11 protein-coding genes and 1 pseudogene are annotated in these 16,189 nt (G+C 58.9%); 7 read left to right on the top strand and 5 right to left on the bottom strand.

Annotated features, from left to right (window positions below; all coding sequences use genetic code 11):
- Nucleotides 1-39: 39 nt before the first annotated feature.
- The 5 genes from argE to AC07Y2_RS23490 all read right to left on the bottom strand — a co-directional run bounded on the left by argE (nucleotide 40) and on the right by AC07Y2_RS23490 (nucleotide 4,751).
- The gene (argE, locus tag AC07Y2_RS23510; protein ID WP_103386939.1) at nucleotides 40-1,188 is read right to left on the bottom strand and encodes an acetylornithine deacetylase; all 1,149 of its coding nucleotides are present in this window, start codon (nucleotides 1,186-1,188) and stop codon (nucleotides 40-42) included.
- Entirely contained in the window at nucleotides 1,185-1,862 is a 678-nt protein-coding gene (locus tag AC07Y2_RS23505) for a DUF1028 domain-containing protein (RefSeq protein ID WP_074688650.1), read from the bottom strand. The genes argE and AC07Y2_RS23505 overlap by 4 nt, the downstream gene beginning before the upstream one ends.
- Nucleotides 1,863-1,889: 27 nt before the next feature.
- Nucleotides 1,890-2,306, bottom strand: a complete 417-nt coding sequence (locus tag AC07Y2_RS23500) for a RidA family protein (protein WP_007950460.1) — start codon at nucleotides 2,304-2,306, stop codon at nucleotides 1,890-1,892.
- Nucleotides 2,307-2,364: 58 nt separating this feature from the next.
- Nucleotides 2,365-3,672 (bottom strand): flavin-containing monooxygenase, encoded by a 1,308-nt coding sequence (locus AC07Y2_RS23495; RefSeq protein WP_103386940.1) that lies wholly within the window; start codon nucleotides 3,670-3,672, stop codon nucleotides 2,365-2,367.
- A 260-nt stretch (nucleotides 3,673-3,932) separates the two neighbouring features.
- On the bottom strand, nucleotides 3,933-4,751 hold the full coding sequence (locus AC07Y2_RS23490; protein ID WP_103386941.1) for an alpha/beta fold hydrolase: 819 nt from the start codon (nucleotides 4,749-4,751) through the stop codon (nucleotides 3,933-3,935).
- 184 nt (nucleotides 4,752-4,935) lie between these two features.
- Here AC07Y2_RS23490 and AC07Y2_RS23485 point away from each other — a divergent pair, with 184 nt between their 5' ends.
- From AC07Y2_RS23485 to AC07Y2_RS23455, 7 genes and pseudogenes are all read left to right on the top strand, one after another.
- Nucleotides 4,936-5,385, top strand: coding sequence for a winged helix-turn-helix transcriptional regulator (locus tag AC07Y2_RS23485; RefSeq protein WP_039766933.1), 450 nt, complete (start codon nucleotides 4,936-4,938; stop codon nucleotides 5,383-5,385).
- A gap of 237 nt (nucleotides 5,386-5,622) precedes the next feature.
- Complete coding sequence (locus tag AC07Y2_RS23480; protein WP_103386942.1) at nucleotides 5,623-7,329, top strand: ShlB/FhaC/HecB family hemolysin secretion/activation protein; 1,707 nt, start codon at nucleotides 5,623-5,625, stop codon at nucleotides 7,327-7,329.
- A 25-nt stretch (nucleotides 7,330-7,354) separates the two neighbouring features.
- Nucleotides 7,355-8,388: pseudogene (locus AC07Y2_RS23475) on the top strand (filamentous hemagglutinin N-terminal domain-containing protein); the annotation flags it as partial.
- A 145-nt stretch (nucleotides 8,389-8,533) separates the two neighbouring features.
- Nucleotides 8,534-9,064 (top strand): hypothetical protein, encoded by a 531-nt coding sequence (locus tag AC07Y2_RS23470; protein WP_178082878.1) that lies wholly within the window; start codon nucleotides 8,534-8,536, stop codon nucleotides 9,062-9,064.
- Between the two features lie 35 nt (nucleotides 9,065-9,099).
- On the top strand, nucleotides 9,100-14,391 hold the full coding sequence (locus AC07Y2_RS23465) for a DUF637 domain-containing protein (protein ID WP_256587057.1): 5,292 nt from the start codon (nucleotides 9,100-9,102) through the stop codon (nucleotides 14,389-14,391).
- Between the two features lie 19 nt (nucleotides 14,392-14,410).
- Entirely contained in the window at nucleotides 14,411-15,553 is a 1,143-nt protein-coding gene (locus tag AC07Y2_RS23460) for a hypothetical protein (protein WP_207273879.1), read from the top strand.
- A 182-nt stretch (nucleotides 15,554-15,735) separates the two neighbouring features.
- On the top strand, nucleotides 15,736-16,086 hold the full coding sequence (locus tag AC07Y2_RS23455) for a hypothetical protein (protein WP_134333930.1): 351 nt from the start codon (nucleotides 15,736-15,738) through the stop codon (nucleotides 16,084-16,086).
- Nucleotides 16,087-16,189 lie beyond the last annotated feature (103 nt).

Raw genomic sequence — 16,189 nt, 5'->3', positions numbered from 1 at the left:
CTCGGCTGCGGATTTGAAACCGGCAGCCAGACCGGTTTTTCAAAGGCGAATAGACGCCAACATTCGATGCAGCATTTCATCGCAGGCCGTGAGCTGATCGACGCTGACAAACTCGTCCGGCTTGTGGCCCTGATCCATGCTGCCGGGGCCGCACACCACCGTGGGAATCCCCACCGCGTCGAACAATCCGCCTTCGGTGCCAAAGGCCACGGTGCCGAAATCGTCCGAGCCACAGAACGTGGCGATCAGTTCCGCAGCCTTGCTTCTGGCATCGGTTGCGAGCCCCGGATAGGCCGACAATTCGCTGAAACGGATATCGCTCTGCTCGCTGACGGCTCGCATGCGCGGCAGCATTTGCTGCTCGGCGTAGGCCTTGAGTTGCTGCGCGACCAACGCCGGATCCTGCGAGGGCAGGGCACGGATTTCGAAGTCGAAACGGCAATCGGCGGGGACGATGTTCAACGCCTTGCCACCGCTGATCACGCCGGTTTGCACCGTGGAGTACGGCGGGTCGAAACGCGGATCGAGGTGTTCATCCTTGAGCTGTCGGCCGATGCGTCCCAGCTCGCCGATCAGCTCGGCGGCGCATTCGATGGCGTTGACCCCAAGTGGCGCGTAAGCCGAGTGACAGGCGTGACCCTGGACATCGCAGCGCATCGCCAGTTTGCCCTTGTGCCCGAGCACCGGTTTGAGCTCGGTCGGCTCGCCGATGATGCACAGCAGCGGTTTGACCGGACGTTGCTCCAGCACCTTGAGCAGCGAGCGCACACCGAGGCAGCCGACTTCTTCGTCGTACGACAGGGCAAAGTGCACCGGCAGGCGCAACGGTGCTTCGATCAACGACGGCACCAGCGCCAGCACGCAGGCGATGTAGCCCTTCATGTCCGCGGTGCCGCGACCGTAAAGCTTGCCGTCGCGCTCGCTGAGTTCGAACGGCGGCATCGTCCACGGCTGGCCATCGACCGGCACCACATCGGTATGCCCCGACAGCACGATGCCCGGCTGATCGGCGGGGCCGATCGTGGCAAACAGATTGGCCTTGCTGCGCTCATCGTTGTAGATCAGTTCGCACGGCACATCGAAACTTTCGAGGTAGCTACGCACAAAGTCGATCAATTGCAGGTTGGACTCGCGGCTGGTGGTGTCGAACCCCACCAGCGTCTTGAGCAACGCGACGCTGTCGCTCATCGGTCGTCTCCGGCAACTCCATAACCCGGCGCCTTGGCCGGATCCAGGGCGCGGTCGATGTAGTCCTGAAGCTGCGGACGATAGGCGTCCCAGAGTTTCTGCAATTGCCCGATCGGGTCTTCATCGGCCCAGTCCACCCGCAGGTTGACGATGGGCCAGGTCAGTTCACCGACCACGACCACGGCCGCCGAATGCACCGGGCCCGCTTCACCGCCCAAGGCCTGGGCGGCGTGCAGGGCGTTGATCAGGCGATCCGCCAATTGACCTTCGCCTTCTTCGAACGCGCTGACCATGGCTTCGATCACCGAGCGCCCGGCGAGCATGTTGCCGGCCGCCACGCATTGTTCGCCGGACACGGCGTTGTGCACGCCGAGGGTCTGCGCGCCGCTGAAATGTGCGGTCTGGCCGAGGTGATTGATCGCCGTGATCTGCCGGTACTGGCTGTAGCCGTTGCGGGTCAGCACCTTGTCCAGTGCAGCCTCGGGTGCCAGGCCTTGTTCCATCAGGGCAAGCACTTCCGGGCCGAGCGATGGCAGGGTGATGTTCTGGCTCGACACCGCGCCGACCCCCGGCAACAGCCACGGGCAGCGTGCGCCGACGGCGATGCTGGAGGAGCTGATGGCGATGCCGAACTGACCGGTTTCGGGGCAGCGGGCGGCGATGGAAAATGTCATGTGTGGCCTCCTTTCGCTAAGGTCGAATTACTCGGGAATCACCGCAACCACATCAATCTCCATCAGCCACTGCGGCTGACCCAAAGCCGACACCACCAGCCCGGTGGAGATCGGGAACACACCCTTCAGCCATTTGCCGACTTCCTGATACACCGGCTCGCGGTAGCGCGGGTCGATCAGGTAGGTGGTGGTCTTGACGATATGGCTCAGGTCGCTGCCGGCCTCTTCCAGCAGTTGCTTGACGTTGCGCATGGCCTGTTCGGTCTGCGCGCGCGGGTCGCCGAGGCCGACCAGTTCACCGTCGAAATTGGTGCCGACCTGGCCACGGACATACACGGTGTTGCCGGCGCGCACGGCCTGGCACAGGTCGTTGTCCAGGGTCTGGTTCGGGTAGGTGTCCTTGGTGTTGAACATGCGAATGCGGGTGTGGGTTGGCTGACTCATGTGAGGCTCCTGACGAAATCGGACCCGGCGCGACGGGCGCCGGGATTGAAGAGGGAAATCAAGCGTCGACGGTGTCGACAGCGTGGTTGTGCAGCGCGGCTTCGCGTTGTTCGGCATCGCGATAGGCCAGGTATTTGCGTTGGGTGGCGATGTGATCGGCCACGTGTTTGGCGTCGTGCCACACGCCCCAGATGAACGACGACCCGCGCCGCGACTGCCACGGCAAACCGAGGAAATACACACCCGATTCGCTGGACACGCCGCGCTGATGTTGTGGCTTGCCGTTGTCGTCGAAAGCGGCGACTTTCAGCCACGAATAGTCCACGGCAAACCCGGTGGCCCAGATGATCGAGGTGATGCCGGCGGCGGCCAGATCGAGATCGGCCAGCGGGTTTTTCACGCATTCAGGGTCCGGATAAGTCTCGCGGGCTTCCGGTTCCAACGGCAGATCCAGACCGTTGCGTTCGATGTAGGCGTCGGCGGCATCCAGCAGCGCGAGGTAGTTCTCGTCGCCACGTTTGAGGTTGTCGCGCAGGTCCTGTTTGAAAGTCACCACGCCGTCGCTGAACGATTCGGTGACGCCAACCAGGGTCATGCCGCGATGGGCCAGACCACGGAAGTCGATGGTGCGGCCACCGTGGGCGCCGCTGACGGCGATGGTCACGTGCTCGCGGCCGGGTTTCATCGCGGCCTGGTCCCACTCGCCGAGCACGCCCAGCCACCAGCAGAAATCACGGTTGCGGTAAGCGCGGGGAGGGCGGTCGTGGGCGCCGACCGAGAGGTAAACCTGCTTGCCCGAGCGCTGCAATTCATCGGCGATCTGCACGCCCGACGAACCGGCACCGACCACCAGCACTGCGCCGGCCGGCAGTTGTTGCGGGTTGCGATAGTCGGCCGAGTGAATTTGCAGCAGACGCTCATCTTTTGGCGCAATGGCCGGGATCACCGGACGCTGGAACGGACCTGTTGCAGCGACGACGCGGGCGGCTTCGATCACGCCTTCGGAGGTCTCGACGGTGAAGCCAGGACGTCCGACATTGCGCACCACGCTTTTTACCTCGACGCCGGTGCGGATCGGCGCGTTGAATTTTTTCGCATAGGCTTCGAAGTAGTCGGCGACGCGTTCCTTGTGGGCGAAACCGTCCGGATCGACATCATCGAATTCCATCCCCGGAAACCGGTCGTGCCACGCCGGACCGTTGGCCACCAGCGAGTCCCAGCGCCCGGTGCGCCAGCGTTCGGCAATGCGGTTGCGCTCCAGAACGAGGTGCGGCACACCGAGTTTGCTCAGGTGTTCACTCATGGCCACACCCGCTTGACCGGCGCCGACAACAAGCGTGTCTGTTTTTATTATTTCAGTGGTCATCTCTGATCCCTTCTCACGAGGCCGTTGGATTCAGGTCGCTGTCGACCTGTTCTCTGTGCTTGGGATCAGACTAGGGAGGGGGTGGTTATCGGTAAAATATTATTAAGCTGGCATGTGAAGATAAAAACGTGATGCAGAGGCCTGAAAGCCCCGTAAACAAAGGAGTTCGCCCTGGCACCGGAATCCGGGACAACGAAAAAAAGGGCCGTCGACAGGTGTGTCGACGGCCCTTTTCAGTTGGCGCTTGATTTACATCGAACTCAACGATTGAGGAACGCCAGCAGGTCTTCGTTCAGTGCCTGCGCATGGGTCACGGCAAACCCGTGCGGCGCACCGGCATAAACCTTCAGCTCGGCACCCTTGATTTGCTCGGCGGCGCGTTTGCCGGTGGTTTCGAACGGCACGATGACGTCGCCGTCACCATGGATTACCAGGGTCGCTACATCGATTTTCGCCATGTCAGGACGGAAGTCGGTTTCCGAGAACGCAGTGACGCAATCCACGGTGCCTTTGAGCGAGGCCAGCAGGGCGATGTTCAGGGTTTGTGTCAGCACGCCGTCCGAAACTTTCTGACCTTTATCGAGGCCATAGAACGGCGTGTTGAAGTCAGCGATGAACTGCGCGCGATCCTTCAAAAGACCTGCCTTGATGCCGTCGAATACTGACTTGTCGACGCCCTCGGCGAAGTCCGGTTTCTTGCCGAACACCGGGGTCACCGCGCCCAGCAACACCAGCCCGGCGACACGCTCGCTGCCGTGACGCGCGATGTAACGGCTGACATCGCCGCCGCCCATGGAGAAGCCGACCAGGGTCACGTCACGCAGGTCGAGGTGCTCGATCAGTTGCGCGATGTCATCGGCGAAGGTGTCGTAGTCGTAGCCGGTCCACGGCTGCTCGGAACGGCCGAAGCCGCGGCGGTCGAAGGCGATGGTGCGGTAGCCACGGCTGCTCAGGTATTCCATCTGGTATTCCCACATGTCGGCATCCAGCGGCCAGCCGTGGCTGAACAGCACGGGCTTGCCGCTGCCCCAGTCCTTGAAATAGATCTCGGTGCCGTCTTGGGTCGTGAAGGTGCTCATGAAAACTCCTTATGTCGGGGCGTGTGTGGTTGCCGGGATGGCATCGCTGACTATCGCGGTTAAGTGTCTGGTCTACTTGTACGCAGGTGCTAAGTTTCGCCAGCCGATCAGCGTAGACGCCTGCGGGCGTCAGAGTTGTAAGATGCAACCACGATTTGATGACCGTTTTGCTGGAGAGCGCTGGATGAAACGCAAAAGCCTGGAGGGCAACATCTGCCCGGTTGCCCGGACACTCGACCTGATCGGTGACTGGTGGTCGTTGCTGATCATCCGCGACGCGCTGGAGGGCATCAGTCGTTTCAGCGATTTCGAGAAGAGCCTGGAAATCGCCAAGAACATGTTGAGCATGCGGCTCAAAGGGCTGGTGGAGCGGGGCATCCTGCGCCTGGTGCCGGCGTCCGACGGCAGCGCCTACAAGGAGTACGTGCTGACGGAAAAAGGCCGGGCGTTGCAAACCGTGATCGTTGCGTTGTCGCAGTGGGGTGGGGAGTTCATGTTCGAGCCTGGCGAGCCCGGGTCGGTGATGGTAGATGCGCAAAAGCGTCAGCCGATCAGGAAGCTTCAGTTGCTGTCGGCCGATGGTCGGGTGCTGGCGCCGGAAGATGTGGCGACGAAACTGGCGGTTGAGCACTGAGGTGAAGTAAGCGGGGTCTGTCGGATGTTTCGTTTTTCGGAACGTTCTCTGATTTGGTGACCGTTTTTCCTTGGTTGATCTACGAAACATCCTGCATCTCTGTCGGAGTCGGACGATTTCACCGATGCCGCTCGTCGGCCACACTATTTCGGTGAATCCTTAAATTGACGTCAGAATAGTGGCTCTTTAACATGGTGCCACTATTCTGATATCGCTTTCCGTCTCGAGGGATCGAACATGTCCTCACCCGCCCTCGTGGCGAGGTTGTGCCTGGCTTTGCTATGCCTTTCTCCGCTCCAAACCGCACTTGCAGCACCCACCCCCGGTGAAACCGACCTGATCCGCGAACGCCAGAACCGTCTGCTCGAAGAGCAGCAGCGACGGCTCGAAGAACTCAAGGATCTACCTGGCAAAGAGGCCAAACCGGCGCAGCCGGAAGCCCCCACCGACACGCGTTGCTTTCAGATCAACGACATCGAGCTCAAAGGCGCCGACAGCCTGTCGGAGAGCGACAAGAGCCGTTTGCTCAAACCCTACCTCGGCCAGTGCCTCGGTGTGCCTCAGCTGAATGAAGTGCTGAAGGTCATCACCGATCACTACATCGAGAAGGGTTGGGTGACCAGCCGTGCTTACCTGCCACAGCAGGATCTGTCCGGTGGACATCTCAAAGTACTGGTGGTGGAAGGCAAACTCGAGGGCTTGAAAGGCGCCGACAACAGCAAGCTTTCGGAGCGTGAGTTGTCGATGGCGTTTCCCGGCAAGGCCGGCGAACTGGTGAACCTGCGCGAGATCGAGCAAATGGTCGATCAGCTCAATCGCCTCCCTTCCAACCAGGCCCAAATGGAGCTGTCGCCAGGCAAGAACGTTGGCGGCAGTGAGGTGTTGGTCACCAACACCCCGCAGAAACCATGGCGCGCCGGGCTGTCGCGTAGCAACGACGGCCAGCGCAGCACCGGTGAACAGCAGTGGGGCACCACGTTCGATTGGGACAGCCCGTTGGGTCTGGCTGACCAGTTGAGTCTGCGCGGTGGTCACGACGCGATGACCGATCACCAGCACACCTCCAACAACGCCATGCTCAACTACAACCTGCCGTGGGGCTGGTGGAACTTCAGCTACACCTACAGCCAGAGTGAGTACCGCTCGCAGATCGCTGCCAACGGCTACAATTTCAAGCAGACCGGCGACAGCGAGAACCATCAGTTGCGCGCCGAGCGGGTGATCCATCGCGACTCTGTCAGCAAGACCTCCCTCAACGCCGGCCTGTCGTATCTGCGCACCAACAACTTCATCGAAGACAGCAAGCTCAAGCTGAGCAGCAACCGCATCAGCGAAGCGCAGTTCGGCTTCAACCACGGACGTCGTGTCGGCAGCGCCTTCGTCAACTTCGACGCCGGCATGCAGGAAGGTATCGGTGCATTCGACGCTCAGGGCAGCCACGATCCGGGTCCCGGCGAGCCCGACGCGCGCTATCGCAAGTACACCGCGACCCTGAGCTATCTGCAGCCATTCAAAGTGTGGGGCGAGTCCTTCAGCTTCAGCAGCCTGATGACCGGCCAGCGCAGCGAAGACGTGCTGTTCAGCCCGCAGCGCACCAGCCTCGGCGGGTCGTCTTCGATCCGTGGCTACAAGGATCAATCGCTGTCAGGCGACAGCGGCGGCTATTGGCGCAACGACCTGCGCTGGTCGCGCCCGATCAACGCCGAATGGCTGCGCCCGGTGTTCGCCGAATACGGCACCAGCCTCGGCTACGACCAGGGCGTGATTCGTGGCGACCGTTACAACGGCGAGCAACACGGGCGCATGTCGAGCAACTCGCTGGAGCTGTTTGCGCGTGGCGAACACGTGGCAGCAAGTGTGACTTTTGCCCATTCCCTGGAACGCCCTGACGTGCTGACCGAGCGCGAAGCGCCGATCTATTTCCGCGTGGATTTCTTCCTCTAGTTTTTGCCCTTTCCGAGATTCTGCTATGGAGTTCCGCCAACTGGCCTTTCTGGCCAGTCAGCCTTCTGCTGCCGTAAAAAACCGTGAACACTTCTGGGGCATGCCCAAACGCGGACTGGCGTTCCTGCTGGCCAACGTCATGTTCTGGCAACCGATGTGGGCGCAGCAGCTGCGCAAACCATCCTCAACGAAGTCAACGGTGGCAGTCCGAGCCAGTTACGCGGATATACCGAAGTGGCGGGGCAGTCAGCGCGGGTGATCGTCGCCAACCCGTACGGCATCAGCTGTAACGGTTGCGGCTTCATCAATACACCACGCGTCACCCTCACCACCGGTAAACCGTTACTCGATGGCGCGGGTCGGCTGGATCGTTTCCAGGTCGATCAGGGCAGCGTTTCCATCGATGGCAAAGGTCTGGATGCCAGCGCCGTCGACAGCTTCGAAATCATTACCCGCAGTGCGCAGATCAACGCGCAGATCCACGCCAAACGCCTGAACATCACCACCGGTCGCAACGATGTAAACGCCGAAACGCTGAGCGCCACGGCGCGTGCCGATGACGGCAGCGCCAAGCCGCAACTGGCGATCGACTCTTCGGCACTCGGCGGGATGTACGCCGGGGCAATCAAACTGGTCGGGACCGAGACCGGTGTCGGCGTGAAACTGGCAGGCGAACTGGCGGCCAGCGCCGGTGATATCCAGATTGACGCCAATGGCCAACTGACGCTGGCCAAAGTCACGGCCAGCAATGCGGTCGACATCAAGGCCAAGGCTCTCGAAGCCCGGCAGTCCGTTTACGCGGGCACGCAACTGGCTGTGCAAACCGCACAGGATCTGGTCAACCAGCAAAGCCTTGCCGCCAGGGACAGCGTTCGCCTGACCAACGGCGGCACATTGACCAACGCCGGCGTGATCGAAGCCGGAGTGAATGCGGATAACAGCCGTAACAGCAATGGCGATGTTTCCATCAACAGCGGCTCGGTGAGCAACCGTGGCAGTGTATTGGCCAGTCGCTCGCTGAGCGCGAGTGCCGCAGGTGTTTTCGATAACCAGAACGGTATCGTCCAGGCCAAAGACGTCGCCCTAAGCGCCACTCGCCTGGTCAACCAAGGGGCTGACGCACGGATCTACGGCGAAACCAGTCTCGCGTTCAACGTCCCGGCTATCGTCAACCTCAGTGGCTTGATCCGCTTCGGGCACCGAGTTGCTCAATCAGGGCGGCACGCTGGCCGCCGATTCGATCCGGATCACCGGCACTCGGCTGGACAACAGCAGCAAGGGTGTCATCAGTGCCGAAAACGGCAATGTTGATCTGACGCTGGATCAGGATTTCGATAACCACGACGGCAAGGTGCAGGCATCGAAACACTTGAGCGTCGCTACCCAGAGCATCAACAACCGCAATGCCAGTCTGACCGGTAAAACCCTTGAGCTGACCAGTCGCGGCAAGCTCGACAACACCCAAGGCACGATTTCATCCGACGACAGCGTGCTGTCCAGCGAAGACCTGGACAACACTCAGGGCTTGATTCAGGGCAAAACGACCCTGAACCTGACCGCACGCGATCTGGGCAACGCCAATGGCCAACTGCTCGGCGGTGTTGTCGGTGCGACGCTGGACAATCTCACCAACAATGACAAAGGTGCGATCAGTGCCGAAACCGGCAAGCTCACGCTGGTCGTCAACAAGCACCTGAACAATGCCTTGGGCCGACTACAAGCCAGGGTGATGTAGATATTCACGCCGACAGTGTCGACAACCGCAAAGGCGTGGTGGCTGCGCAACAATTGCTGTTGGTCGCTCGCAATGGCCACATCGACAACCGTGGTGGACGGGTGATCGGCGATCGCTTCGACCTGCAAGCGACCAGCCTCGATAACAGCGACAGCGGTCTGCTGGCGGCAGGTGTTGACGGTGCCCGCTTGATTCTCAAGCAAGCCGTCGCCGGTCAATCGCAACTGCTCAATCAAAAGGGCCGGATCCAGAGCGACGCCGACCTGTACATCGAAAGCGATACGGTCGACAACAGTGCCGGTGTCCTGCTCGGTAAAACCCTCGAAGTCACCGCGACCCGACTGAACAACAGCGACAAGGGCGGCATCGTCGGCACGGGCGGCAACATTGCGCTGAAAATTGCCGGGGTCTTCAAAAACGTCACGGGCGTGGTCGATGCTGGCGAGCAACGCGTGCTGCTCGACCAATTGGTCGAACTCGACAATCGCGGCGGCACGTTGCGCGGCCAGCGTCTGGACATCACCAGTACGACCATCGACAACCGTGACGCGGGCCAGATCATTGCAGGCAGCGATGGTCTGAAAATCGTCGGTAGCACACTGCTGAACCAGCAGGGCGCGATCCTCGCCAATGGCAGCCACGCAGAACTCGCGCTGGGCACCGGCAACCTGCAGAACCAGGGGGGCACGCTGCAGGCCGACACCCTCGACATCACCAGCGCCGACCTCGACAACAGCGCAGTCAACGGCAAGGCCGGTTTGATCTCCAGCCTGCTGGGCGATTTGAAGTTGACGGTGACACGTCTGACCAACCGCGCCGGCAAGCTATTCGGCAAAGACCAGGTCGTTTTCGATGGGGCCACCCTGGACAACGCAGGCGGCGAAATCAGCGGCAATCGACTGGGCCTCGAGGCGGTCAGTCAGATTCTCAATCAGGGCGGACTGATCGAGTCGGGCACGGACCTGAAACTGATCAGCGGCCAACTGAACAACAGCGCTGGCGGGCAGATTCGCGCACTGGGCGGAGCGTCCAGCCAGATCAAACTGACCGGCAACCTGAACAACCAGAACGGCGTCATCGAGATCGGCAGTCAGGATCTGGAACTCGCCGGCATCCAGCTCAACAACCTCAGCGGCAGCGTGCGTCACGCCGCGCAAGGGCTGTTCAACCTGGATCTGAATAACCTGACGGGCACGCAGGGCAGCCTCACCGGTCTGGGTAAAGGCGTCTGGGATGTTGCGGCGGTCAATGGTGTGGGCACCTGGCAACTCAATGGTGGGCTGACTTACACCAGTTCGCAGGATTTGAACCTCAATGTCGGGGATCGCATCGCCAGTGCTTCGGCGCTGAACCTGAATGTCGCCAATCTGAACAACGCCGGGCAACTGCTCAGCGATGGCGACCTGACGCTGACCCTTGGCGGCAGCTTGATCAATAGTGGTCGAGTGTCGGCTCAACAAAAACTCACCATCAACGCCAACGACGTGATTCAACAGGACGGTCGACTCGTCAGCGGTGGCGATACCGTGATGACCTTGCGCGGCACGCTGGACAACCTCGGTCGGCTGATCGCCAACCAGAACCTTACGGTGACGGCTGCACAGATCAACAACAAAGGCACCTTGGGCGCCCAGGGCAATCTGGAATTCAACGCCGCCAACGGCATCTCCAACGTAGCCGATACGCTGCTGTTCAGCGGCGGCACGATGAAGTTGCATGGCAGCAGCCTGAGCAACTATTACGGCGACATCTACAGCCGGGGCAATCTCACGGTCGACGCCGTGGGTGGTGGTCGTGCTGCGTTGTTCAGCAACTTGTCGGGGACGGTCGAGGGCGAGGGGGATATCGACATCAATGCGGTGTCGGTGGAAAACGCCAAAGCGGTTTTCGAGAACTCTCATGGGCTGAACTCCGGCGACATCAGTTGGGTGTGTGGCCAGCATTGTGGCGGTCACGATGGTTGGAAGCGCGGCACTATTACGATCAACCGAACCTACAGGGATGTCGTACTCAAGGATTCGACCGCTGCGCGTTTTGTCGCCGGTAGAAACCTGACGATTCATGGCGGCAATGTCGAAAACCGCTACAGCCTGATGGCTGCCAACGGCAACCTCAGCCTGACCGCAGACAATCTGCTCAACCAAGGTGCCAAGTCTCGTGACGGCTACTCGACAGAGATCATCGGAACTCCTGGCCACATCGACAATAGTCTGTGGGACAGGATGGAGTTCATTGATGTCCCCGCGTTCAACGCAGCCACCGCTGCGGGACATTTCGATGAAGCCCGTTTCGAGGAACTGGTTGAAACCACGATGGACAGCCGGTTCAAACATCCTGACATGGTCGAGATCCATTGGCAGGACGCTGGCAGTACGGTGTATGCGGGAACCCTGCAGGCCGGGGGTAGCGTCAGCCTGAACGTGAGCAACAACCTTCAGAACGGTACGCTGCACGACAACACCTACGATCAGCTGACCGGCAAACTGGACAGCGATCAGACCTTGGGTGTCGGGGTTCTCAATATCAACCTGGGTAAACGCAGCGGCCCAGCGGACGCTCAGGTGGCCAGGGATGTGACGCGGATCGAGCGCCTGGACGCCGATGGCGTGAAGCAAATCAGTTTCGTACCCATCGACTTCAAGGGCGTTCCGTTTACCCCCGTAGACCCGACGGCATCGTCGACGTTCAGGCTGCCCAAGGGCCCGTACGGCATGTTCGTGCAGAGCCCGAATCCGCAGAGCCGCTACCTGATCGAAACCAATCCGGAGCTGACTCAGACCGCGCCATTCATGAGCTCGGACTACCTGCTGGGCAAACTCAATTTCAGCGCAGATGAGGCTGCCCGTCGCCTCGGCGATGGCCGCTACGAATCGCGTTTGATCAGCGATGCCGTCTTGGCTCAGACCGGCCAGCGTTTTCTGGCCGGTGGCTTGAACAACGATTACGAGCAATTCCGTTACCTGATGGACAACGCGCTCGCCAGCAAAAACGAGCTGAATCTGGCGGTGGGTGTCGCCCTAACGTCCGAGCAGGTGGCGGCGCTGACGCATGACATCGTCTGGATGGAAGAGCGCGTCGTCAATGGCCAGAAAGTACTGGTGCCAGTGTTGTATCTGGCGCAGGCCGAGTCGCGCAACGTGCGCGGCGGCAGCCTGATTCAGGGGCGTGATCTGGAAATGATCGCCGGCAACGACCTGGTCAACGTCGGGACTCTGCGGGCCACCAATAACCTCACGGCAGACGTCAAAGGCAGCCTTTATAGCGGTGGTCTGGTCGAGGCCACCGAACGCCTGAGCCTGATGGCCACCGACAGCATCCGCAATGCGCTGGCCGGTGATATTCGCGGTAATCAGGTCAGTCTGAGCACCCTCAAGGGTGACATTGTCAACGACCGGACCGCCGTGACTTACAGCCCGGGGCAGGGGTTGCGCACTTCCCTTGATGACGGCGGCAACATCAGCGCCCGCGATACGTTGAGCATCAAGTCCGGCCGTGACTTGACCAACTCCGGCACGATCACCAGCGGCGCCGATGCAGACCTGAGCGCGACCCGCGACATCAACTTACTGGCGGTTCAGAACGTCAACGAGATCCACACAATCGAGAACGGCGGACATCGCTCGACCGTCACCACAACCGTGGAAAACCTCGCGTCCAGCGTGAAAAGTGGCGGCAACCTGAAGCTCGACGCCGGTCGTGACATCAACGTCCTTGCCAGTACTGCAGAAGCCAAAGGCGATCTGCTTGCCGACGCGAAACAAGACTTGAATATGGCTTCGGCGAGCGACGAACACAATGTCGAGACCAACAGCAAAAGTGGCAAGAAACGCGTCCACGAAGAAGACAACCACACCGTCCAGAAAGCCGCCGAGTTCATTGCGGGCGGCGACGTAAAAACCACTTCCGGTCGCGATACCACGTTGGTGGCGAGCAAGATCAGCGCGGGCAATGAAGCCTATGTGTATGCGGGTAATGACCTGAGTCTGCTGGCCGCGCAGAACAAGGACTACACCCTGTACGACATGAAAGAGAAGGGTGGTTTCGGCGCCAAGAAAATGCAGCGCGACGAAGTTACCCAGGTCACTCATGTGGGGAGCGAGATCAAGACTGGCGGCAATCTCACGCTGGTCAGCGAGGGGGATCAGCGCTATCAGGTGGCGAAGCTTGAAAGTGGCAAGGGCATCACGCTGGACAGTGGTGGGCAGATTTACTTCGAAGGGGTGAAGGATCTCCATGATGAAAGCCATGTAAAAAGCAGCGACAGCCTTGCCTGGACTTCGATGAAAGGGGAAGGCAACACAGACGAAACGTTGCGCCAAAGTGCTTTGGTTGCAAAAGGAAAGCTGACCATCCATGCCGTTGATGGTTTGAAAATCGATGTTCGCAAGCTGAATGAACAGACTGTCAGCCAAGCCGTTGATGCGATGGTCGCTACGGATCCTGAACTGGGCTGGTTGAAGGAGGCGGAAGCCAGGGGCGATATCGACTGGCATCGCGTGGAGGAAATACACAAGAGTTTCAAATACGAGCACTCGGGGCTTGGCGCTGGTGCGCAGTTGATATTAGCCATCCTGCTGGCGGCAGTGACGGGAGGGGCAGGGGCTGCGCTGGTTGGAGCGGCGGAAGGGACCATTTATGCGACCGCTGCAAATCTGGCCTTCGTTTCGTTGGAGACGACCGCGGCCAATAGTGCGATCAGCAATAAGGGCAAGTTAAGTGCAGTTGCCAAAGACACCTTCAGCAAAGAAAGCCTCAGGAATGCCGCAATTGCGGGAGCAACCGGTGCGTTTACTCAAGGGGTAATCGACCCGTATCTGGGAGGCAAAACAGTACCGTTCAATAACCTGACCAAAGGCTTCGACCTTAATACGGTCGGGGGCATTGGTGGTTTCGCAATTCATGCCGGGGCACAGGGGCTCGCTGCGGGGGCAATCAAGACGGCTATTGGAGGAGGCAGTCTCGGCCAGAATCTGCAACAGAGTCTGGTGGCGCAGGCCGGTAATGTCGTAGCCGCTACAGCGTTCAACTTTGTTGGAGGGTACGCCCAGAGTCATTGGCAAGAAGCAAAAGAAGCGGGCGATTCGGTCGGCATGGCGATGTGGAAAGAGGGTGGTATTGCTCGTACCGCCATGCATGCGTTGTTTGGCGGCGCTGTATCCAGTGCCACTGGGGGCGATTTCAAGACCGGTGCAGTTGCGGCGGGTGCCAATCAGGCAATGGCTGGCGTTCTGAACTCCACTTTCGAAAATAAACCCGAGTTACGCCAGGCCTTTTCTCAAATTGTCGGTTTGACCGCCGCTGGATTGGCGGGGGGGGGATGTCAATAAGGGGGCCTGGGTCGCGTTGATGGCTGACCAGTACAACCGTCAGCTCCATCTGAAAGAAACCGTAGCGCTGGAGAAGTTGCAGAAAGAGTCGCCGGATAAAGCATATGAGCTCAAAGCGGCTGCATGTGCGTTGGTTCATTGCAGTGAGTCAATACCAACGGGTGATCCGAATTATCAGGAGTTCAAGGATCTAGAAACCGCCGGCAAAGGCTTCAAGGGGGCGCAAGACGCTCTGCTCGCATCAGGGGCGTTTGACGAGTACTCAAAGTGGGACCAGGCCAACGATGCACTCGGGCGTAATGAAGAAAGCGCTCAGCGCTCAATTGCTGCGCGACAAGCGATCTTTGGCGCTGTGGGTGCTGTAACCGGTTACGGGGGCGCGGTAGCCTTAAGCCCGGCCTGTGTGAGTGTGGTTGGTTGCACGCTGCCAGCAATGTCCGCATTGGGGGGGGCCGTTTCCTTCAGGGATGGCTGGGAAGCCACTGGCCGACTGTTTGCACCTTACGAATACACGCAGGGCGACAGAGTAAGTGCGTCCTTCAGCAGTGATACATATCCCGGTGATGTAAATCCGCTTCGTGATTACGGCACGGAGGCTGCGAAAGCTGCGCTGGAAATGGCGTTGTTGAAGGGGGCAGCGAAGTATCTGGAGAGGACCGGGTCTTCGGTACTGGTTTCGGGGGGAAATGGACTGAAACCGAAGACTGGGGATAATCTGGCCGAGCCACTTGAAGCTGAGCAACTGGGTAGCGGGGCTAAGGGGACTGGTGCATTCCTCGAAGGTGTTAATGGCGGAACAGGCCTTGGTAAACTGACGGAGCGAAAAGTAAATGTTTCTGATAGAGGCTTATATATAGTAGAGAGCCATTTGGAAAAGTTTGGGGTTGTACCAGAGAATGAATTGATGGTTAATAGGCTGCGGGCAGCGCTAGCTGAAGGGCGACCAATAGAAGGTGCAGATGCGAGCTTCTATATTCATGAGTTGTCTGAATATACCATGATGAATAAGGGCTTGGACTATAGTTCTGCGCACCAAGGGGCACTTGGTAAATACCAGGTTTCACCATACAGTGTTTATCACCCAGATGTTATCAATGCTATTAACGCTGCTGAGTCTGGGTCTTTCAATCCTAATTGGTTAAAGTTTTGGGGGCAGCAATGATTGTTAGTGGTGGTTTTGGGCGACTGGGTAAATTTCGGTTTTGGTGCGATGAGCCTCATGTTTCTGATTGTAGATGGTTCAGAGCTCATAAGTCTGATTTCGCTGGTGTAAATGACCGGGCTGAACTGGCTGGAGTGCGAAGCATAGTGCTTGAAGCAATGGAGCCTAGAGGTGCCAGGACCTTGTACGCGATGCTTGGATTGCATTACCTAGCGGAAACTGGAGAGTTTAGAGTAAACGTTGTTAACCACTCACCGAATTCTGCAGTCTATGAGGGCTCTCTTATAGATGATTTTGAGGTGGCGCATTTTGGTTTGCCAGCAAATTATGCAGCCGCATCCGTTGCTGGCATGAAACGCGGGCTAGCTGATACCGTTGGTGCTGATGGAGGTCGGGTAGATATTTGTTGTGCGGCATATGGAAGTGTTTCTTCAAGTGAACCTTTTTTTGAAAAGCTAGGCTTTACCTTGGCTCACCTTTTACGGTTGTCATGTGATGATATTTCAGAGGGTTTGATTGGTTCTTATCTTTAATTTTTTTTATTAATTTATAACTAATTAATAAAAATAGAAAAAGGAACAAAAGAAAAGGGGTGGATTTATTTGATTTATCTTTTGATTTAATAAATCTGTCCCC

The organism is Pseudomonas sp. GW456-12-1-14-TSB6, assembly GCF_059424205.1.
Note: the sequence above shows the minus strand (reverse complement) of the source record. Positions and strands in the feature narration are given on the sequence as shown.